Annotated in this window: 6 protein-coding genes; all 6 read left to right on the forward strand. The window is 71.1% G+C overall.

From position 1 onward, the window contains the following. Positions 1–213 precede the first annotated feature (213 nt). The 6 genes from OG322_RS33085 to OG322_RS33110 all read left to right on the forward strand — a co-directional run bounded on the left by OG322_RS33085 (position 214) and on the right by OG322_RS33110 (position 22,894). Positions 214–666 (forward strand): cobalamin B12-binding domain-containing protein, encoded by a 453-nt coding sequence (locus tag OG322_RS33085; protein WP_123468101.1) that lies wholly within the window; start codon positions 214–216, stop codon positions 664–666. Then, positions 663–2,069, forward strand: coding sequence for a methylaspartate mutase (locus tag OG322_RS33090; RefSeq protein WP_329307358.1), 1,407 nt, complete (start codon positions 663–665; stop codon positions 2,067–2,069). The genes OG322_RS33085 and OG322_RS33090 overlap by 4 nt, the downstream gene beginning before the upstream one ends. After that, positions 2,066–3,082 (forward strand): asparagine synthetase A, encoded by a 1,017-nt coding sequence (locus tag OG322_RS33095; protein WP_123468096.1) that lies wholly within the window; start codon positions 2,066–2,068, stop codon positions 3,080–3,082. The genes OG322_RS33090 and OG322_RS33095 overlap by 4 nt, the downstream gene beginning before the upstream one ends. Next, positions 3,079–4,344, forward strand: a complete 1,266-nt coding sequence (locus OG322_RS33100) for a glutamate synthase-related protein (RefSeq protein WP_123468094.1) — start codon at positions 3,079–3,081, stop codon at positions 4,342–4,344. Before OG322_RS33095 ends, OG322_RS33100 begins: the two co-directional genes overlap by 4 nt. 113 nt (positions 4,345–4,457) lie before the next feature. After that, complete coding sequence (locus OG322_RS33105; RefSeq protein WP_329307359.1) at positions 4,458–15,812, forward strand: non-ribosomal peptide synthetase; 11,355 nt, start codon at positions 4,458–4,460, stop codon at positions 15,810–15,812. Beyond that, a complete protein-coding gene (locus OG322_RS33110; RefSeq protein ID WP_329307360.1) occupies positions 15,809–22,894 on the forward strand; it encodes a non-ribosomal peptide synthetase in 7,086 nt (2,361 codons plus the stop codon). Before OG322_RS33105 ends, OG322_RS33110 begins: the two co-directional genes overlap by 4 nt. Positions 22,895–23,169 lie beyond the last annotated feature (275 nt).

Genomic DNA, 23,169 nt, shown 5'->3' on the forward strand with positions numbered 1-23,169 from the left:
TGAATTCTGCGGGCGCAGTCCGGCCAGTCTCACGCCCCGCCGCCCGCCCGGCACAGGGCTGTCGGTCAACTGCTCCTGTCCTGCCGCCCAGTTGCCGCCGGTCACGCCGGAATCGGCTCCGCGGCGAATCTACGGTGGTGGCCGAAAGGAAGTTCAGGTCAAGCCTGGACCTCTTTCTCCCCCTGTCATCCAATGATGTGGACGAAGCGAACAATGAAGCCTGCGGAATGGGCGGCTCGTCATCGATCCGGGCCGCTGGATGTTGTTGTCACCGGACTGCAATCCGATGCGCACACCTGGAATCTCATCTACATCCAATTGCTGCTCGAAGACCTCGGGCACAAGGTCGTCAATCTGGGTTCCTGCGTGCCCGAGGACGAGATCGTCGAGTCCTGCTGCAAGTACCAGCCCGACCTACTGGTCGTCAGCAGCGTCAACGGACACGGCTTCAACGATGCCCAGCCGCTGATCGGAGCCATCCGGTCGCGCTGGGAGCTGTCCGGGCTGCCCGCCGTCATCGGCGGCAAGCTCGGTGTCTCCGGCGGCGGGGAGGAAGAGGCCGATGTCCTCAGGAGCGCCGGGTTCGACGCGGTCTTCCAGGACGGCGTCGATCTCAGCGCCTTCGAGTCCTACGTCGGCTCACTGCCCAGGGAGGTGGAACGATGACCCCGCCGGTCCTCGCGGCAGCCCCGGAGAGCCGCACCACCGTGCACCGGCGCCCGCTCTCCTTCGGCCGCTTCGTCGCCGAGGCCCAGGACCGCGGCACTCTCGTGGTGCAGCCCCGCATGGGCTTCTCCGACCCCGCGCTGATGCGAGCCGGCCTGCTGGCCACCAAGAGTGCCGCCGACGCGGTCGTCGGCACCATGACCATCGACAGCTACACCCGGGTGAGCGACGAGGCGTCCGCGGTACGCGCACTGAACAACGGCGTCCCGCTCAACGGGTTCCCCATCACCTCCTACAGCCCCCACACCTCACACTGGGTCCTGGACGGTGTGCGGGACGCCGGCTTCCCCGTCCAGATCCGGCACGGGTCGGCACGCCCCCAGCGCATCGTCACCGCACTGGCCCGGCTCGGCCTGGACGCGACGGAGGGCGGCCCGGTCTCCTACTGCCTGCCCTACGGGCGCACCCCGCTCCTGGACTCCGTACGCAACTGGCAGGAGAGCTGCGAGTTCCTCGCCGGGCTGCGCGGTACCGGGGCGGAACCGCACCTGGAGACCTTCGGCGGCTGCATGCTCGGCCAGCTCTGCCCGCCCGGACTCCTCGTCGCGATCAGCGCGCTGGAGGCGCTCTTCTTCCACCGGGCCGGGCTGCGCAGCATCTCGCTCAGCTACGCCCAGCAGACCAACGAGGCGCAGGACCGCGACGCGGTGCACGCGCTGCGCAGGCTGGCCGGTGAATTCCTGCCGGACACCGACTGGCACATCGTCCTCTACACCTACATGGGCCTCTACCCGCAGACCCGGCGCGGTTCCCTGGACCTCCTGGAGCGCTCGGCCGAGCTGGCCGTGGACACCGGGGCGGCCCGGCTGATCGTGAAGACGGCGGCCGAGGCACACCGCATCCCGACCGTGACGGAGAACGTCGAGGCCCTGCGGGTCGCCGCGCGGGCCGCGTCCCGGCACCGGGCGGCGACCGGGGACCGGCCCGGGACCGTGCCGGTCCCGCACACCGACCCGTCGGACAACGCGGTCTACGCCGAGGCGCGCGCCCTGGTGGACGCCGTGCTGAACCTCGACGACGACCTGGGCCAGGCCCTGCTGAAGGCCTTCGCCCGCGGATACCTCGACGTCCCCTTCTGCCTGCACCCCGACAACGCGGGCCGCTCCCGGAGTCTCATCGACGGGTCCGGCCGCCTCACCTGGTCCGAGATCGGGGCGATGCCGCTGGGGCCCGTCCGCGACCGCGGCCGGCGGCTCACCGCCGCCGGGCTGTTCGACGCCCTGTCGTTCGTCCAGCGCCGGCACGACCGCACCCTTCCCTCGTCCGTTTCCCGCCCCCCGCTTCCCTCGGCGGCCCGACGCCCGGCAGCCCATCGGCAGCACACCCAGGAGGTAGCACCATGACCAGCACGATCGCCGAGCCCTACGGCCGCATCGCACCCGCGTTCCCGGCCTCTCCCGATCAGCACCTGATGGCCGAGCCGACCCGCGCCACGCTGCGGGTGCAGAGCCGGATGCTCGCGGCCACCCGCTCCTTCCTGACCGCGCAGGGGTTCCAGGAACTGCTGCCGCCCGTCATCGGACCGGTCACCGACCCCGGCATCCGCGGTTCCAAGCAGGTGGACATCGACTTCTACGGCCACAAGTACAAGCTGATGACGAGCGCGATCCTCTACAAGCAGGCCTCGCTGATGGCCTTCGAGAAGATCTTCTACATCGCGCCCAACGTGCGCCTGGAACCGCTGGAGACGGCCGTCACGCACCGCCATCTCGCCGAGTTCCACCAGATAGACGTGGAGATCCGCGACGCCGGCCGCGAGGACGCGATGGAGCTCGCCGAGCGGCTCGTCGCGCACGTCGTCGACGAGGTGGTCCGTGAGATGCCGGGTGACCTGGAGCTCCTGGGCCGGGACCGGGACGCCTTCCGGGAAGTGGTCCAGGGGGCGTTCGCCCGCACCACGCACCGGGAGGCCACCGCGGACCTGGTGGCGCTCGGCCACCCGCAGGACCCGGGCGCCGAGATCGACTGGGAGGGGGAGGAGATCCTCTCCGCGAAGACCAGCCGCCCGTTCTTCGTCGTCGACTACCCCAAGGGATCGCGGGGCTTCTACGACCAGGAGGACTCCGAGCGCCCCGGCATCCTCCGCAACTTCGACCTGATCGCCCCCGAGGGCTACGGTGAGCTGGCCAGCGGCAGCGAGCGCGAGCACGACTACGCGGCCCTGGTCACCCGGATGCGCGAGACCGGCGAGAACCCCGCGAAGTACGGCTGGTACCTCGACCTGGCCCGCCGCGGCATCCCCGCCAGCTCCGGCTTCGGCATCGGCCTGGAGCGATTCACCCGGTACGTCACCGGCCGCACCGCCGCCTGGGAGGCCAGCGCCTACCCGAAGCTCCCCGGAGTGGTGTCGGCATGAGCGTCCTGAGCGCCGAAGGCTTCCCCGAGGAACAGGTACGGCACCGGGCCAGGGCCGGTGCGGCGGCGGCCTTCCCCGCCCTGGAGTCCTACGGCAGCAGCCTGCTGGGTGCGATCCCGGCCGGCCACGACCCGTACGATCTGCTGGAGCGCGCCAGGATCGTGCCCCCGGTGTTCATGCCGGAGCGGCTGAAGAAGCTCATCGACCTGGCCCGGGAACCGCTGTACACCGATGTCGAACTGGGCACGTCGGTCGGCGGGTTCGCCTCCCGGCTGCCGCTGTACGTGTCCGCGTTCGGCTCGACCCAGGTCGCCAGCCACGACCTGGGCGAGGCGGCCGGACGGCAGGCCGGACAGCTCGGCATCCCGATGGTCATCGGGGAGAACGTGGTGCCGGTCAACGGCTACCGCGCCGCCTCGGACTCCGGGTCCTCCCCGCTGCTCGGCCGGATCGCCGCCTACACCGCCGCCGCCGACGACGAGCACGGCGGGGTGGTGGTCCAGCAGTCCACCGAGGACGCGGACGCCGAGGTGTGGAACCAGGTCTACAGCGACCCGGTCTCCGAACCGCTGCTGGCCACCGGCCGGCTCGCCTTCGAACTGAAGGTCGGCCAGGGTGCCAAGCCGGGGCTCGGCGGCCTCACCGTCCTGGGCCGCGAGGCCGGCGGCAGGGTCGCCGAACAGTACGCCATGGACGAGGTGTTCGGCGCGGACAGCGACTCGGTCCTGCGGATCAGCAGCCCCGGCACCTTCACCGAGGAGATCCTGCGCCAGCAGATCCGGCTGATGCGGAACAACTTCCCCCGCGTGAAGGTGTGGGTGAAGCTGCACCCCGGCCGCGACATCGCCCTCGCCGCGGCCACCGCCTGGGCGGCCGGCGCCGACTCCGTCACGGTGGACGGAGCGGAGGGCGGCACCGCCTGGGCGCCGACCGGCTTCCTCGGCCAGGTGGGACTCCCGCTCGGCGAGTGCCTCACCCGCATCGGGCCCACCGACCACTGCCTGCTCGCCAGCGGGCGGATCTGGGAAGGCGGCCGGGCCGCGAAGGCACTGGCGCTCGGCGCCCGCGCCGTCGGCCTCGGCCGGGCCGCGCTCCTCGCCGTGGACGAGGACGCCGACGCCGGCCTGGTCCGGCTGGTCGAGAGCATCGCCCTGGAACTCCGGCTGCTGATCAGCTCCGTCGGCAAGTACCACGCGAACGCCCTGGAAGCGGACGACATCCTGCTGCCGGCTGACCCCGCGACGGCCTCCCGCACCGGCTGACTCCCTTCCGAACAGCACGACTTCGCACCATCCGCACGTCATCCACCGTGGCTCCGTCGGTCTCCCGGCACGCCGCGAGACCACGAGATCCGAGCTACCAAGAAGGTGTCGAGATGTCCCAGCCGCAAGCAGACCCAGCCCTCACCGCCGGCGTCGGCGTTCCCGCGCACGTCGCCACGTACAACGACACGGCAGAGGACCTTCCCGAGGGTGCGCTGCACGCTCTCTTCGCCGCCCAGGCCGCCCGTACCCCGGAGGCCGTCGCGCTCGTCCGCGAGGACCGCAGTCTCACCTACCGGGAGCTGGACGGAGCGGCCAACGCCCTCGCACACCGGCTCGTCACCGAGGGCGTACGGCCCGGCGACGCCGTCGGCCTCCTCTTCGACCGCTCGTTCGCCTACGTCATCACGGTCCTCGCCGTGCTGAAGAGCGGCGGCGTGTACGTACCCCTGGACCCCCGCCAGCCCGAGGAGCGTCTCAGCTGGATCCTCGGCAACACCGAGGCCACCCTGCTGGTGACCGACCGTGCGGCCCGGGAGACGGACTTCGCCGCGGACCTGTCCGTCCTGCGGCTCGACGACCGGAGCGCCACGGCCGGCAGCGCGACCACGGCACCCGGCATCACGGTCCACCCCGACCAGCCGCTGTACATCATGTTCACCTCCGGCTCCAGCGGCACCCCCAAGGGCGTCGTCAACACCCACCGCAACGTCGTCGAACTGGCCCTGGACCCGGGCTTCGGCGCCGCGGCCCACGAGCGGGTGCTCGCCTACTCGCCGCTGCCCTTCGACTCCTCCACCTACGAGCTGTGGGTTCCCCTGCTGCGCGGCGGACTGGCCGTCGTGCTGTCCGCCCCGAAGATCGACATCGGCGAACTGGCCGAGGCCATCACCCGCCACGAGGTGACCGCCGCCTACTTCACGACCGCCCTCTTCGACGCCATGGCCGGCGAGGCGCTCGACGGGCTGGGGCAGCTGCGCGAGATCTGGACCGGCGGCGACGTCCTGTCCGGCGTCGCCCTCCAACGGGCCCTGGACCACTGCCCGGACACCACGTTCGTGCACGTCTACGGTCCCACCGAGGCGACCGTCTTCTGCAGCTACCAGGCCTTCACCCCCGAGGTGCGCACCCTCGACCGGCTCCACCTCGGCATCCCGATGGCGAACACCGCCATGTACGTCCTGGACGCCGAACTGCGCCACACCGCCCCCGGCGAAGCCGGTGAGCTCTACGTCGCTGGACCGCACCTCGCCCAGGGCTACGGCCGGCTGCCGGCCCTGACGGCCGAGCGGTTCACCGCCGACCCGTACGGACCGGCCGGCAGCCGCATGTACCGCACCGGCGACCTGGCCGCCTGGAACGAGCACGGCGAGGTCGTCTTCCTGGGCCGCGCGGACCAGCAGGTCAAGCTCCGCGGCAACCGCATCGAACTCGGCGAGATCGAGACCGTGCTGGTCCGCCACCCCTCCGTCGCCCAGGCCGCGGTCATCGTCCGCGAGGACCGGCCCGGCGACAAGCGCCTGGTGGCCTACGCCGTACCCGCCGAGCCGGGGGTCCTGGACGGAGCCGAACTGCTCCGCCACGTGGGCGAACACCTCGTCGAGTACATGGTGCCCTCCGCGGTCGTCCCACTCGGCACCCTGCCGCTGACCCCGAACGGCAAGCTGGACCGGCGCGCGCTGCCCGCCCCCCGCATCGGCGCGACCCCCAACGGCCGGGCCCCGCGCAACCCCGTCGAGGAGGTCCTCTGCGGGCTGTTCGCCCACTCCCTCGGCCTGCCGTCGATCGGCATCGACGACGACTTCTTCGCCGCCGGCGGCCACTCACTGCTCGCCACCCGGCTGGTGAGCCGGGTGCGCACCGTCCTCGACGTCCAGCTGACACTGCGGCAGTTCTTCGAGTACCCGACCGTGGCCCTGCTCGCGGAGTACGTCGCCACCGGCGGCGGCGAGTCCGCCCGCCCGGCCCTGACGGCCCAGGAGCGGCCCGAACCGCTGCCGCTCTCGGCGGCCCAGCAGCGGCTCTGGTTCCTCGACCAACTGGAGGGCCCGTCGGCGACGTACAACATCCCGCTCGCCGTCCGGGTACGTGGCGAACTCGACGTAGCGGCCCTGGAATCGGCCTTCACCGATGTCGCGGGACGGCACGAGAGCCTGCGCACCGTGTTCGGCCAGGCCGAGGGTCAGAGCTACCAGCGGATCCTGCCGGCCGACAGCGTCCGGGTCGAGCTCCCCCTCACCCCGGCCACCGAGGACACCGTCGCCGCGCTGCTCACCGCCGAGTCCGAGCGCATCTTCGACCTGGCGGCCGATCTGCCCTTCCGCGCACGGCTGTTCAGCCTCGGTGAGCACGAGTACGTCCTCCTGGTGGTCATGCACCACATCGTCTCCGACGGCTGGTCCTACCAGCCGCTCATGCGCGACCTGAGCACCGCGTACGCGACCCGCTCGCGCGGCGAGCGCCCCGCCTGGGAGCCGCTGCCCGCCCAGTACGCGGACTACGCACTCTGGCACCGCGGCGTACTCGGTGACCCCGCGGACCGGGAGAGCGTCGCCGCACGCCAACTCGACTACTGGCAGAAGCAATTGGCCGACCTCCCGGAGGAAGTCACCCTGCCTGCCACCCGGCAGCGGCCGGCCGTCGCCTCCTACCGCGGTGCCACGCACACCGTGCACTGCTCCGAGGCCGTCCACGCCTCGCTCGCGGAGCTGGCGAGCGAGTCGGGCGCCTCGGTGTTCATGGTGGCCCAGGCGGCGGTGTCGACCCTGCTGTCGCGGTCCGGTGCCGGGCACGACATCCCGCTCGGCTCACCGATCGCCGGCCGGACGGATCAGGCGCTCGACGATCTCGTCGGGTTCTTCGTGAACACGCTGGTGCTGCGGACCGACACCAGTGGTGACCCGAGTTTCCGGGAGCTGCTGACCCGGGCCCGGGAGGCCGACCTGGCGGCCTGGAGCCACCAGGACCTGCCCTTCGACCGGCTGGTGGAGGCCCTCAACCCGGACCGCTCGGCAGCCCGGCACCCCCTGTTCCAGGTCATGCTGACGCTGACCGACGCTGCCACACCGACACTCGTCGCCGGGAACCTGGACACCGAGTCGGAGTTCACCTGGCTGCGATTCGCCAAGTTCGACGTGACGTTCTCGTTCGCGGAGCGTCGTGGGGCGGACGGGCGGCCGGGTGGGTTGGACATCACGATCGAGTATGCGACGGATTTGTATGACGCGCGGTCGGTGGAGTTGGCGGGTGAGCGGTTGGTGCGGTTGCTGGGTGCTGCGGCGTCGGCTCCGGATGTGCCGGTGGGTGATTTGGAGCTGTTGTCGGGGGGTGAGCGTGGGTTGTTGTTGGGGGAGTGGTCGGGTGCGGTGACCGGTTCTCCTGTGGGGGGTCTTGGGTCGTTGTTCGCGGCGCAGGTGGCGCGGACGCCGGATGCGGTGGCGGTGGTGGGGGAGGGGTGTGAGCTTTCCTACCGTGAGGTGGATGCGTTGGCGAACCGTGCGGCGCGGGTGCTGATGGGTGAGGGTGTGCGGCCGGGTGGTCGGGTGGCGTTGTTCCTGGAGCGCTCGGTGAGTGCTGTGGTGATGACGTTGGCGGTGGTGAAGGCGGGTGGGGTGTATGTGCCGTTGGATACCCGGTATCCGGCTGAGCGGGTGGAGTTGATTGTTGGTCAGTCGGGTGTGTCGCATGTGGTGACGGATCGGGATGCGGGTTCGTTGGTGGTGCCGGCGGGTGTGCGGGTGCTGGGTCCGGTGGTGGGTGGTGAGGGTGATGCCTCGGATCCTTCGGTTGCGGTGCATGCGGATCAGCCGGTGTATGCGATGTTCACGTCGGGTTCGACGGGCGTGCCGAAGGGTGTCGCGGTCACGCATCGCAATGTCGCCGACTTGGCCGGGCAGACGATGTACGCGAACGGTCATCACGGGCGGGTGCTGTTCCACTCGGCGATGGCGTTCGACGCCTCCACGTACGAGATGTGGGTGCCGTGGCTGAACGGCGGCACACTTGTCATCGCTCCCGCAGGACACCTCGACGCAGTGGCGTACGAGGGGCTGATCGCCGAACACGGGATCACCGCTCTCTGGTTGACGGCCGGGTTGTTCCGGGTGATGGCGGAGGAGGTTCCGGAGGCGTTCGCCGGGGTGCGTGAGGTGTGGGCCGGTGGTGATGTGGTGCCGCCGGAGGCGGTACGCCGTGTGATGGACCGGTGCCCGGAGCTCACGGTGGTCAACGGCTACGGTCCGACGGAGACCACCACCTTCGCCACCACGCACCGTATTCACCGTCCCTTGGACTACGCGGGTGCCATTCCCATCGGGGAGCCCCTGGACAATCACCGGGTCTACGTTCTGGACGAGGGGCTGCGGCTGGTTGCTCCGGGTGTTCCCGGTGAGTTGTACATCGCGGGGGCCGGCCTGGCGCAGGGGTATCTGGACCGCCCCTCGCTGACCGCGGACCGCTTCGTCGCGGACCCGTTCGGTCCCTCCGGGACGCGGATGTATCGCACCGGTGACCTCGTCCGGTGGAACCACGAAGGGTCCCTCGAGTACCTCGGCCGCGCCGACCAGCAGGTCAAACTCCGCGGCTTCCGCATCGAACTCGGCGAGATCGAGACGGCGTTGACCGCCCACGAGAGTGTGGGTCAGGCGACTGTCGTGGTCCGGGAGGACCGGCCCGGCGACAAGCGCCTCGTCGCCTACCTCGTCGCCGCCGACAGCGTCCGGATCGACACCGAGTCCGTGCGCCGCGCCATGGCCGGCACGCTCCCCGACTACATGGTCCCCTCCGCCTTCGTCGTCCTCGACGAGATCCCGCTCACCGTCAACGGCAAGGTCGACCGACGCGCCCTGCCCGCACCGGAGCTGGGTAACGACGCCACCGGGCGCGCACCCCGTGGGCCGGGCGAGGAGGTCCTGTGCGGTCTCTTCGCGGAGGTCCTCGGACTGACCTCGGTCACCATCGACGACCACTTCTTCCACCTCGGCGGGCACTCCCTGCTCGCCACCCGCCTCATCAGCCGCATCCGGCAGACCTTCGGCGTCCAGATCACGGTCAGGGACCTCTTCCAGGGCCCGACAGTGGCCGCACTGGCCGAGTACGTCGAAGCGGGCGGCGAGGAGGCCGTGCAACGCCCGGCTCTGCGGGAGGCAGTGCGGCCGGATCGGGTGCCGCTCTCCTCGGCCCAGCAGCGCCTCTGGTTCCTCCACCACCTGGAGGGGCCGTCGGCGACGTACAACATTCCGCTGTCCCTGCGCCTCACGGGCGCACTCGACACGCAAGCCCTCCAGCTCTCCCTCACCGACCTGGTCGTGCGGCACGAGTCGCTGCGCACCCTCTTCGGGATGGCGGACGACACCGCCTACCAGTGGCAGCTCCCGGGCGCCGAGGTCCGGGTGGAACTGCCCGTCATCGCGGCGGACGAGGACACGCTGGAGGCGGAACTCGGCCGGCACGCCGCGCGAAGCTTCGATCTCGAATCCGAACTGCCCTTCCGGGCCGCCCTCTTCACACTCGGGGCCGAGGAACACGTCCTGCTGGTGGTGATGCACCACATCGCCTCCGACGGCTGGTCCACCACCCCGCTGCTGCGGGACCTCACGGCCGCCTACACGGCGCGCACCCGGGGTGGCGCCCCCGCGTGGGAGCCGCTGCCGGTCCAGTACGCCGACTACACCCTCTGGCAGCAGGAACTGCTCGCGGCGGACGGTGAGCGGCAGGCGGAGTTCTGGCGCACCACGCTGGACGGGCTGCCCGACGAGGCCACCCTGCCGGCCGACCGCCCCCGCCCCGCGGTGGCCACCTACCGCGGCACCACCCACGGCGCCCACGTTCCCGCGGCGTTGCACGACGCGCTGACACGGCTGGCCCGGGAGACCGGCAGCACGCTGTTCATGGTGGCCCAGGCCGCCGTCGCCACCGCGCTGTCCCGCTCCGGCGCCGGGGAGGACATCCCGATCGGCGCCCCGATCGCGGGCCGCTCGGAGCAGTCCCTCGACGACCTGGTCGGCTTCTTCGTCAACACCCTGGTGCTGCGTACGGATCTCACGGGCGACCCGAGCTTCCGTGAACTGCTGACCCGGGTCCGGGAAGCCGATCTCGCGGCCTGGGCCCACCAGGACCTGCCCTTCGACCGGTTGGTGGAGGCCCTCAACCCCGAGCGATCCACCGCCCGGCACCCGCTCTTCCAGGTGGTCCTCACCCTTCAGGAAGCCGTCACCCCCTCCGTCGAACTCGCGGGAATCTCGGCCGAGTCGGGCTTCACGTCGTTGGACATCTCCAAGTTCGACCTGACCTTCTCCTTCCACGAGCACCGCACGGCGGACGGCAGCCCGGACGGGCTGGACATCAGGGTCGAGTACGCCACCGACCTGTACGAAGCCGGCACCGTCGAGGCAGTCACCGACCGGCTGGTCCGGCTGCTGGGCGACGCCGTCGAACGCCCCGAGATCCCGGTCGGTGAGCTGGAGTTCATCGGACCGGACGAGCGACACCAGCTGCTGGAGGGATGGAACGGCGCGGTCACCGGCTCCTGCGACGACGGGCTCGCGGAGCTGTTCACCGCGCAGGCCGCCCGCACCCCGGACGCGATCGCCCTGGTCGACGGCGACCTGGAACTGACCTATGCGGAACTGGACGCGGACGCCAACCGGCTGGCCCGCCACCTGGTGGGCCTCGGCGTCCGGCCGGAGAGCGTCGTCGCCGTCCTGATGGAGCGGTCGGCGGACCTGCTCACCGGGCTCCTCGCGGTCGTCAAGGCCGGAGGTGTCTACGCCCCGCTCAACACCGCGGACCCCGACACCCGCTTGTCGCGGATCCTCGCCGAGACCGGGGCGACGGTCCTGCTCACCGACAAGGCGCTGGCCGATCACCCGGTCGTCGCCCGGACCGCCGCCGAGACCGTCGTGCTCGACGGAACCGCGGACTTCGCCCACCTCCCGTCGACGCCCCCGGCACTGCCGGCCCATCCCGACCAGTGGCTGTACGTGATGTTCACGTCGGGCTCGACGGGCGTCCCGAAGGGCGTCGCGGTCACCCACCGCAATGTCGCGGATCTGGCCGCGCAGACGATGTACGCGAACGGCGGCCACACCCGGGTGCTCTTCCACTCGCCGCACACCTTCGACGCCTCGACGCACGAGATCTGGGTGCCGTGGCTGAACGGGGGCGCGGTCGTGGTCGCACCCCCGGGCTACCTCGACCCCGGGACCCTGGGCGGGCTGCTGACCGAGCGCGGAATCAGCTCACTCTGGTTGACGGCCGGGTTGTTCCGGGTGATGGCGGAGGAGGTTCCGGAGGCGTTCGCCGGGGTGCGTGAGGTGTGGGCCGGTGGTGACGTGGTTCCGCCCGAGGCGGTACGCCGCGTCATGGACCGCTGCCCGGAGCTCACGGTCGTCAACGGCTACGGTCCGACGGAGACCACCACCTTCGCCACCACCCACCGCATCCACCGCCCCCTCGACTACCCGGGCGCCATCCCCATCGGCGAGCCACTCGACAACCACCGGGTCTACGTGGTGGACGAGGGACTGCGGCTCGTGCCCCCGGGTACCCCCGGCGAGCTGTACATCGCCGGTGCCGGCCTCGCCCGTGGCTACCTCGGCCGGCCGGGCATGACGGCGGAGCGCTTCGTCGCGGACCCGTTCGGTGCGCCCGGGACGCGGATGTACCGGACGGGCGACCTCGTCCGCTGGAACAATGAGGGATCAGTCGAGTACCTCGGCCGCGCCGACCAGCAGGTCAAGCTCCGCGGCTTCCGCATCGAACTCGGCGAGGTCGAGACGGCGTTGGCCGCCCACGAGAGTGTGGGGCAGGCGACCGTCGTGGTCCGGGAGGACCGGCCCGGCGACAAGCGCCTGGTCGCCTACCTCGTCGCCACCGAAGGCGCCAGGATCGATGTGGCCGAACTGCGGGGGAACGTCGCGGCAGCCCTGCCCGAGTACATGGTCCCGTCCGCCTTCGTCGTCCTCGACGAAATCCCCCTCACCACCAACGGCAAGGTGGACCGACGCGCCCTGCCCGCGCCCCAGGTCGCCCACGCCACCAACGGGCGCGCGCCGCGCACACCGCAGGAAGAAGTGCTCTGCGGTCTCTTCGCGGCCGTTCTCGGACTGCCGTCGGTCACCATCGACGACCACTTCTTCCACCGGGGCGGCCACTCGGTGCTGGGCACCCGGCTGATCAGCCGCATCCGGCGGGCGTTCGGCGTCCAGCTCGGCGTGAAGGACCTGTTCCGCAACCCGACGGTGCTCGCCCTCTCGGAGTGCGTCACCGCGGGCAGCGGCGAACTGCCCCGGCCGGCCCTGATGCCCGAGGAGCGGCCGGAGATCATTCCGCTCTCCTCGGCCCAGCAGCGGCTGTGGTTCCTCGACCAGATGGAAGGCCCGTCCGCCACCTACAACATCCCCCTCGCCCTGCGCCTCAAGGGCGCCCTCGATCACCGGGCCCTCGAACTGGCCCTCACCGACCTCACCACCCGACACGAAGGCCTGCGCACCGTCTTCCCCACCCACGAGGGCACCCCCCACCAGCACGTCCTGCCCCCGGCCACCACCGATCTCCCGTTGATCGACACCACCGAGGAGACGCTCACCGCGCGACTGGCCGACCTCTCGGCGGCCACCTTCGACCTGGCCGTCCAGCCCCCCATCCGCACCCATCTGCTCTCGCTCGGCGAGCAGGAGCACATCCTGCTGGTGGTCATCCACCACATCGCCTCCGACGGCTGGTCCAACGGACCGCTCTTCCGCGACCTGGCCACCGCCTACGAGGCCCGCACCGAGGGCGCCGCCCCGGCGTGGGAGCCGCTGCCGGTCCAGTACGCCGACTACTCCCTCTGGCAGCAACGGCTCCTGGGCAGTGACAAGGAGCGCCAACTCGACTACTGGCGCACCGTATTGGCCGAACTGCCGGAGGAGGCCACGCTCCCGGCCGACCGGCCCAGGCCGGCCACCGCGTCCAACCGGGGCACCACCCACACCGTGCACTGCCCGGCCGGCCTGCACAGCTCACTCACCTCGCTGGCCCAGGACACCGGCAGCACCCTGTTCATGGTGGCCCAGGCGGCGGTGTCGACCCTGCTGTCGCGGTCCGGTGCCGGGCACGACATCCCGCTCGGCTCACCCGTCGCCGGACGCACCGACCCGGCCCTCGACGACCTCGTCGGGTTCTTCGTGAACACGCTGGTGCTGCGGACCGACACCAGCGGTGACCCGAGCTTCCGGGAGCTGCTGACCCGGGTCCGGGAGGCCGACCTGGCGGCCTGGAGCCACCAGGACCTGCCCTTCGACCGGCTGGTGGAGGCCCTCAACCCCGAGCGCACCACCGCCCGGCACCCCCTCTTCCAGGTCATGCTCACCGTCGGCGACATGTCGGCCGAGGCCCCCGAACTCCCGGGGCTGGAAGCGGCGTACGAGTTCTCCAAGGTGGAGATCGCCAAGTTCGACCTGACCTTCGGCTTCGCGGAGCGTCGTGGGGCGGACGGGCGGCCGGGTGGGTTGGACATCACGATCGAGTATGCGACGGATTTGTATGACGCGCGGTCGGTGGAGTTGGCGGGTGAGCGGTTGGTGCGGTTGCTGGGTGCTGCGGCGTCGGCTCCGGATGTGCCGGTGGGTGATTTGGAGCTGTTGTCGGGGGGTGAGCGTGGGTTGTTGTTGGGGGAGTGGTCGGGTGCGGTGACCGGTTCTCCTGTGGGGGGTCTTGGGTCGTTGTTCGCGGCGCAGGTGGCGCGGACGCCGGATGCGGTGGCGGTGGTGGGGGAGGGGTGTGAGCTTTCCTACCGTGAGGTGGATGCGTTGGCGAACCGTGCGGCGCGGGTGCTGATGGGTGAGGGTGTGCGGCCGGGTGGTCGGGTGGCGTTGTTCCTGGAGCGCTCGGTGAGTGCTGTGGTGATGACGTTGGCGGTGGTGAAGGCGGGTGGGGTGTATGTGCCGTTGGATACCCGGTATCCGGCTGAGCGGGTGGAGTTGATTGTTGGTCAGTCGGGTGTGTCGCATGTGGTGACGGATCGGGATGCGGGTTCGTTGGTGGTGCCGGCGGGTGTGCGGGTGCTGGGTCCGGTGGTGGGTGGTGAGGGTGATGCCTCGGATCCTTCGGTTGCGGTGCATGCGGATCAGCCGGTGTATGCGATGTTCACGTCGGGTTCGACGGGCGTGCCGAAGGGTGTCGCGGTCACGCATCGCAATGTCGCCGACTTGGCCGGGCAGACGATGTACGCGAACGGTCATCACGGGCGGGTGCTGTTCCACTCGGCGATGGCGTTCGACGCCTCCACGTACGAGATGTGGGTGCCGTGGCTGAACGGCGGCACACTTGTCATCGCTCCCGCAGGACACCTCGACGCAGTGGCGTACGAGGGGCTGATCGCCGAACACGGGATCACCGCTCTCTGGTTGACGGCCGGGTTGTTCCGCGTCATGGCGGAGGAGGTTCCGGAGGCGTTCGCCGGGGTGCGTGAGGTGTGGGCCGGTGGTGATGTGGTGCCGCCGGAGGCGGTACGCCGTGTCATGGACCGCTGCCCGGAGCTCACCGTGGTCAACGGCTACGGTCCGACGGAGACCACCACCTTCGCCACCACCCACCGCATCCACCGCCCCCTCGACTACCCGGGTGCCATTCCCATCGGGGAGCCCCTGGACAACCACCGGGTCTACGTTCTGGACGAGGGGCTGCGGCTGGTTGCTCCGGGTGTTCCCGGTGAGTTGTACATCGCGGGGGCCGGCCTGGCGCAGGGGTATCTGGACCGCCCCTCGCTGACCGCGGACCGCTTCGTCGCGGACCCGTTCGGTTCCTCCGGGACGCGGATGTATCGCACCGGTGACCTCGTCCGGTGGAACCACGAAGGGTCCCTCGAGTACCTCGGCCGTGCCGACCAGCAGGTCAAACTCCGCGGCTTCCGCATCGAACCGGGCGAGATCGAGACCGTCCTCGTCGGGCAGCCGGGGGTGGCCCAGGCGACTGTCGTGGTCCGGGAGGACCGGCCCGGCGACAAGCGCCTCGTCGCCTACCTCACCGCGGCGGACGGCGAACGGGTGGAGCCCGGGGACGTACAGCGGCAGGTGTCCGGGCTGCTGCCCGACTACATGGTCCCCTCCGCCTTCGTCGTCCTCGACGAGATCCCGCTCACCGTCAACGGCAAGGTCGACCGACGCGCCCTGCCCGCACCGCAGATCGTCAACGATGCCACCGGGCGCGCACCGCGCACCGCCAAGGAAGAAGTCCTGTGCGGTCTCTTCGCGGAGGTCCTCGGACTGACCTCGGTCACCATTGACGACCACTTCTTCCACCTCGGCGGGCACTCGCTCCTCGCCACCCGGCTCGCGGGCCGGATCCGCACCGTACTCGGGGTCGAGCTCTCCGTGGCGACCCTCTTCGAAAACCCGATCGTGGCCACGCTCGTCGAGAAGCTCGACGGCGCCGCGGCCGCGCGGCCCAAACTTCGGCCGATGCGCCGGATGGGAGTGACCAAGTGATTCCCTTGTCCTTCGCCCAGCAGCGGCTGTGGTTCATCGCCCAGATGGAAGGGCCCTCGACCACCTACAACATCCCGCTCGCCGTGCGGCTGAACGGTGAACTCGACCGCCCGGCGCTCCAGTCGGCGCTCCTGGACCTGGTCGGCAGACACGAGAGCCTGCGCACCCTCTTCCCCGACCAGGACGGCACCCCGTATCAGCGCATCCTCGCCGAGGACGAGGTGGAGCTCGCACTGGAGGTAGTCCCGGCCGACGCCGCGACGTTGCCGGCCGTCCTCGCACAGGAGTCCGCCCAGGTCTTCCACCTCGCGGTCGATCTGCCGGTCCGGGCGCGCCTGATCGCACTCGGCGAGCAGGAGCACGTCCTGCTCATCGTGATGCACCACATCGTGTCGGACGGCGGCTCGACCGCGCCCCTGCTCCAGGACCTCGCCACCGCCTACGAGGCACGGGTCCGGGGCGCTGCCCCCGACTGGGAGCCGCTGCCGGTCCAGTACGCCGACTACACCCTGTGGCAGCAGGAACTGCTCGGCGAGGGCGACGACCCGGAGAGCGCCGGATCACGGCAACTGGACTTCTGGCAGCAGGCGCTGGCGGACCTGCCGGAGGAGGGGACGCTGCCGGCCGACCGTCCGCGCCCGGCCTCGGCCTCGTACGTGGGAGCCACCTGCGACGCCCGCCTGCCCGCCGACGTCCATACCGGGCTGACGCACCTCGCACGGGAGTCCGGCGCCACGCTGTTCATGGCGGTGCAGGCCGCCGTCGCGACCGCCCTCTCGCGCTCCGGCGCCGGCCTCGACATAGCGATCGGCTCCCCGGTGTCGGGGCGCATCGACGAAGCACTCGACGGACTGGTCGGCTTCTTCGTCAACACCCTGGTGCTGCGTACGGACGTCACGGGCGACCCCAGCTTCCGTGAACTGCTGTCCAGGGTCCGCAGAACGGATCTGGCCGCCTGGGACAACCAGGACCTGCCCTTCGACCGGCTGGTCGAGGTGCTGAACCCCGAGCGCTCCGCCTCCCGCCACCCGCTCTTCCAGGTGATGCTCACCATGGGCGAAGCCGGTTCGGACGTCATCGGGTTCCCGGGGCTCGACGCCCGTACCGAGTACAGCGCCCTGCAGATCGCCAAGTTCGACCTGACGTTCGGCTTCGCCGAGCACCGCACCCGCGACGGCCGGCCGGACGGCCTGGACATCACCATCGAGTACGCCACCGATCTCTACGACGCCCGGACGATCGAGGCGCTCATGGCGCGGCTGAACCGGCTGCTGGAGGCCGTGGTCACCTCGCCCGACACCCCGCTGTCCGTCCTCGACCTGCTCGGCGAGCACGAGCGGCGGCTGCTCCTGGAGGAGCGGAGCGGCGCCGCCACCGGCTCGTCCGGGAAGAGCCTGGCGGAGCTGTTCGCCGCGCAGGCCGCCCGCACCCCGGACGCCATAGCCCTGGTGGACGAGGACCACGACCTGACGTTCGCCGAACTCGACGAGGTCACCAACCGGCTGGCCCACCACCTCATCAACCTCGGGATCCGGCAGCACGACGTGGTCGCCGTCCTGATGGAGCGCTCGACCGACCTGCTCACCGCTCTGCTCTCCGTGGTCAAGGCCGGGGCCGTGTACGCCCCGCTGAACACCACCGACCCCGACAGCCGGCTCGTCCAGATCCTCGCCGACACCCGGGCACCGGTCCTGCTCACCGACCAGGCCCTGTCGGACCACCAGGTCGTCCTGGACGCCGACGCGCAGGTCGTCGTCCTGGGCGCCGCCACCGACCTCGGCCACCTTCCCGCCACCGCTCCGGCGTACGCCATCCACCCCGACCAGCCCGTCTACGCGATGTTCACGTCGGGTTCGACGGGGGTACCGAAGGGCGTCGCGGTCACCCACCGCAATGTCGCGGACCTGGCCGCCCAGACCATGTACGCGAACGACAGCCACCGGCGCGTGCTGTTCCACTCACCGGCCGCCTTCGACGCCTCCACGTACGAGATCTGGGTGCCGTGGCTGAACGGCCGCACGGTCGTGGTGGCACCGCGCGGCCATCTCGCCCCGGCCGACTACCAGCGGCTGCTGGCCGAACACCGGATCACCGCGCTCTGGCTGACGGCCGGGCTGTTCCGGGTGATGGCGGAGGAGGCGCCCGAGGCGTTCGCCGGGGTGCGTGAGGTGTGGGCCGGTGGTGATGTGGTGCCGCCGGAGGCGGTACGCCGTGTCATGGACCGCTGCCCGGATCTGACGGTCGTCAACGGCTACGGTCCGACGGAGACCACCACCTTCGCCACCACCCACCGCATCCACCGCCCCCTCGACTACCCGGGTGCCATTCCCATCGGGGAGCCCCTGGACAACCACCGCGTCTACGTCCTCGACGCCGCCCTGCAACTCGCCGCTCCCGGCGCACCCGGCGAGCTGTACATCGCGGGCGCCGGCCTGGCACAGGGATACCTCAACCGCGCCTCGCTGACGGCGGAGCGCTTCGTCGCCGACCCGTTCGGTGCGCCCGGGACGCGGATGTACCGGACGGGCGACCTCGTCCGCTGGAACATCGAGGGATCAGTCGAGTACCTCGGCCGTGCCGACCAGCAGGTCAAGCTCCGCGGCTTCCGCATCGAACTCGGCGAGATCGAGACGGCGTTGGCCGCCCACGAGACGGTGGGGCAGGCGACCGTCGTCGTACGGGAGGACCGGCCCGGCGACAAACGGCTCGCCGCCTACCTCGTCGCCGCCGACGGCGCCCGGATCGACGCCGACGCCGTGCACCGCGAGATCTCCGGCGCGCTCCCGGAGTACATGGTCCCGTCCGCCTTCGTGGTCCTCGACGAGATTCCCCTCACCACCAACGGCAAGGTCGACCGACGCGCCCTGCCCGCACCCCTGTTGAGCGCCGACGCGGGGGGCCGCCCGCCCAGGACGCCCGCCGAGGAAGTCCTGTGCGGTCTCTTCGCGGCCGTTCTCGGACTGCCGTCGGTCACCATCGACGACCACTTCTTCCGGCGCGGCGGGCACTCCCTGCTCGCCACCCGCCTCGTCAGCCGCATCCGCGCCGTGTGGGACACCGAGATCACCATCCGGGACCTGTTCCAGTACGCGACGGTCGCGCAGCTGGCCGAGCGGATCGCGGCCGAGGGCAGCGGGGAGCGGCGGCCGGCGCTGATGCCCCAGGAGCGGCCGGAGCGCGTCCCGCTCTCCTCCGCCCAGCAGCGGCTGTGGTTCCTCGACCAGATGGAAGGCCCGTCCGCCACCTACAACATCCCCCTCGCCCTGCGCCTCAAGGGCCCCCTCGACCACCCGGCACTCCAGCTGGCCCTCACCGACCTCACCACCCGCCACGAAGGCCTGCGCACCGTCTTCCCCACCCACCAGAGCGCCCCGCACCAGCACGTCCTGCCCCCGGCCACCACCGACCTCCCCCTGATCAACACCACCGAGGAGGCACTCCCGGAGCAACTGGCCGCCGAGGCCGGCCGGACCTTCGACCTGGCGGCCGAACTTCCCTACCGGGCGCGGCTGCTGAAGCTCGGGGCCGAGGACCACGTACTCCTGCTCGTGATCCACCACATCGCCTCCGACGGCTGGTCCAACGGACCGCTCTTCCGCGACCTGGCCACCGCCTACGAGGCCCGCACCGAGGGCGCCGTCCCCGGATGGGAGCCGCTGCCGGTCCAGTACGCCGACTACTCCCTCTGGCAGCAACGGCTCCTGGAGCGCGACGAGAACCGTCAGCTCGACCACTGGCGCGGGGTGCTCGCCGACCTGCCGGAGGAGGCCACGCTCCCCACCGACCACGCCCGCCCCGCCGTCGCCTCCAACCGGGGCCGCACCCACGCCGTGCACTGCCCCGCCGAACTGCACACCGCCCTGATGTCGCTGGCCCAGGACACCGGGACCACGTTCTTCATGGTCGCCCAGGCGGCCGTCGCGACACTGCTGGCGCGGTCCGGCGCGGGGCACGACATCCCGCTCGGCTCACCCGTCGCCGGACGCACCGACCAGAAGCTCGACGACCTCGTCGGCTTCTTCGTCAACACCCTCGTACTGCGCACGGACACCAGCGGTGACCCGACCTTCCGGGAGCTGCTGACCCGGGTCAGGGAGACCGACCTCGCCGCGTGGGCCCACCAGGACCTGCCCTTCGACCGGCTCGTCGAAGCACTCAACCCCGAGCGCACCACCGCCCGGCATCCCCTCTTCCAGATCATGCTCACCGTCGGCGACACCAGCAACGAGGCCCCCCGGCTCGCCGGGCTGGAGAGCGAGTTCGCCGCCCCGCCGGTCTCCGTGGCGAAGTTCGACCTCACCTTCGCCTTCGCCGAGAACCGCACCGCGGACGGCCGCCCCGATGGCCTCGACATCCTGATCGAATACACCACCGACCTCTACGAGGCACGCACCATCGAGGCCACGGCGGACCGCCTGGTCCGGCTCCTCACCGGGGCCGTGGCAAGCCCCGATCTGCCGCTCGCGGAGCTGGAGACGGTCTCCGCGGACGAGCGGGCCAGGCTGCGGGAGTGGAGCGGCGCGCAGTCGCCCGCGCCGGGCCTCGGACTCGACGGACTGTTCACCCGACAGGCCGCCCGCACACCGCACTCGGTGGCGCTGGTCCACGAGGAGCAGCAGGTCACGTACCAGGAGCTGGACATCTGGTCCAACCGGCTGGCCCGCCACCTGACCGCGCGCGGGGTCACCCCGGGCAGCATCGTCGCCATCCACCTGGAGCGTTCCCCGCAGCTCATCGCGTCGCTGCTCGCCGCCCTCAAGGCCGGGGCCGGATACACCCTGCTCGACCCGCAGTTCCCGGCCGACCGGCTGAACACCGTGCTCGGGCAGACCGGTCCGGCGGCGCTGGTCACCCAGGCCCACCTGACGGCCCTGTCGACCCCGGCCACCGTCGTCGACCTGACCGCGGAGATCCCCGCGATCAGCGGACTGCCCGGGACACCGGTGGAGACGGGCGGGCACCCCGAGTCCATCGCCTGCGTGATGTTCACCTCCGGGTCGACCGGACTCCCCAAGGGCGTCGCGGCCTCGCACCGGGCACTGGCCGCCACCTTCATCGGCCCCGACTACCTGGACTTCGGACCGGAGCAGACCTATCTGCAGAGCTCGCCGGTGTCCTGGGACGCCTTCGCCCTGGAGGTCTTCGGACCGCTCCTGCACGGCGGCGTCTGCGTCCTGCAGCCCGGCCAGCACACCGACCCGCACCAGATCGCGGAGCTCGTCGAGCGGCACGGGGTCACCACCCTGCAGATGTCGGCGAGCCTGTTCAACCACATGCTCGACGAGCACCCGGTGGTGTTCGCCCGGATCAAGGAGGCGATGACCGCCGGTGAGGCGGCCTCGCCCGCCCACACCGCCAAGGCCTTGGCCGACCACCCCCACCTCCACCTGGTCAACGGCTACGGGCCGGCCGAGAGCATGGGCTTCACCACCGCCCACACCCTCACCCGGCCGGCACCCGCCATCCCGATCGGACGGCCGATCACCGGCAAGCACGCCTACGTGCTGGACGAGAACCTCCGGCTGCTGCCGCCGGGTGTCCCCGGGGAGCTCTACGTCGCCGGACACGGCCTCGCCCACGGCTACATCGGACAGCCCGCACTGAGCGCGGAACGCTTCGTCGCCGACCCGCACGGTGCACCCGGATCGCGGATGTACCGGACCGGCGACCTGGCCCGCTGGAGCCAGGACGGTGCGCTGGAGTATTTCGGCCGGGCCGACCAGCAGATCAAGTTGCGGGGTTTCCGCATCGAGCCGGGTGAGATCGAATCGGCACTGGTGCGGCACCCCTCCCTCGCGCAGGTGGCGGTGCTGATCCGGGAGGACCGGCCCGGTGACAAGCGCCTGGTGGCGTACGTGGTGCCCACCGAGGGCAGTCGGCCCGACGTCGCCGAGCTGCGCCGGCACGCGGTCGCGGCGCTGCCCGAGTACATGGTGCCGGCGACCATCGTGCCGCTGGACGCGCTGCCCCTGACGGTCAACGGCAAGCTCGACCGCCGCGCCCTGCCCGAACCGCCGCAGGCCGACACCGGCGGCGGCCGGGCACCGCGCACCCCCGCGGAGGAAGTCCTGTGCGGCCTCTTCGCGGCCACCCTCGGAGTGCAGTCGGTCACCATCGACGACCACTTCTTCCAACTGGGTGGCCACTCACTGCTCGCCACCCGGCTGATCGGCCGGATCCGCGGTATCTGGGAGACCCGGGTCACCATCCGGGACCTGTTCCAGTACCCGACGCCCGCGCTGCTCGCCGAACACATCGCCTCGAACACGAGCGGCGACCCGATGGAGACGCTGCTGCCGATCCGGGCCGCGTCCCCCGCCGCCCCCGAGGCCCCGCTGTTCTGCGTCCACGCGATCTCCGGGATGAGCTGGTCGTACGCCGGACTGCTCAAGCACATCGGCGGGCGGCGGCCGCTGATCGGCCTGCAGGCGAAGGAGCTGACGAGCCCGACGGACCGGCCGGCCGGTATCGAGGAGATGGCCGACGGCTATGTGACCGAGATCCGCTCGGTCCAGGCCCACGGCCCCTACCACCTGCTCGGCTGGTCGTTCGGTGGTCTCGTGGCACACGCGATCGCGGCCCGGCTGGAGGAACAGGGTGAGGAGGTGGCCCTCCTGGCGCTGCTCGACTCCTACCCGCTGCCCGACGGCTTCCGGCCGCCCGCCATCACCGGCCGCGAGGTGCTGACCGCCCTGCTCGGGGGCCGTGGCGCCGAACTCGACGTGCGGTGCGCCCGGAGCGCCCCGGACACGGAGGAGCTGGCCGCCGTACTGCGCGCCGAGGACGCGATCCTGGGCGCACTGGAGCCGGCCCAGGCCGCCGCGGTCGTCGCCGCCACGGCCGGGAACCTGGAGATGCGCTACCGGTACGTTCCGCAGCGGCGGTTCGGCGGCGACACGGTGTTCTTCAACGCCGCCCGCACACCGGCCGCGGCGACCGGTGCCGACTCCTGGGCACCCCATGTCCTGGGCCGGGTCGAGGAGCACGACATCGACTGCGCGCACTGGGACATGACCACCGCCGAGCCCCTGCGCGAGATCGGAAAGGTGCTGGCCGAGGAGTTGCGCGGAGTGCGTCACTGATCGAGGCCGGCCGTTCGCACGAAAGACCCTGACCACACCACCCCACAGGTGCCCGGGACCGCTACGACGGCGGACCCGGGCACCTGTCCGTGCGCGGCCGTCAGCGGCCCCCAAGTTGCCCGCGGGCTGCCGCTCATGCCGCCGGGCGGCAGGTTCCGGCCTGCATAGCGTGAAGCCATCCGCAGGCCACGGCTCCCGGCAACAGAAAGTCAAGGAAATGGTTGATCATTCCGGCTGGCGTGTCGGGGTAGCTTCAGCCCCCGTCCACCACGGTG

The organism is Streptomyces sp. NBC_01260, from assembly GCF_036226405.1.
Lineage (GTDB): Bacteria > Actinomycetota > Actinomycetes > Streptomycetales > Streptomycetaceae > Streptomyces > Streptomyces laculatispora.

Bases quoted from the DNA above. Each gene is read 5' to 3' on its own strand.
- OG322_RS33085 (WP_123468101.1), top strand. From the start codon at position 214: ATGAAGCCTGCGGAATGGGCGGCTCGTCATCGATCCGGGCCGCTGGAT.
- OG322_RS33090 (WP_329307358.1), top strand. From the start codon at position 663: ATGACCCCGCCGGTCCTCGCGGCAGCCCCGGAGAGCCGCACCACCGTG.
- OG322_RS33095 (WP_123468096.1), top strand. From the start codon at position 2,066: ATGACCAGCACGATCGCCGAGCCCTACGGCCGCATCGCACCCGCGTTC.
- OG322_RS33100 (WP_123468094.1), top strand. From the start codon at position 3,079: ATGAGCGTCCTGAGCGCCGAAGGCTTCCCCGAGGAACAGGTACGGCAC.
- OG322_RS33105 (WP_329307359.1), top strand. From the start codon at position 4,458: ATGTCCCAGCCGCAAGCAGACCCAGCCCTCACCGCCGGCGTCGGCGTT.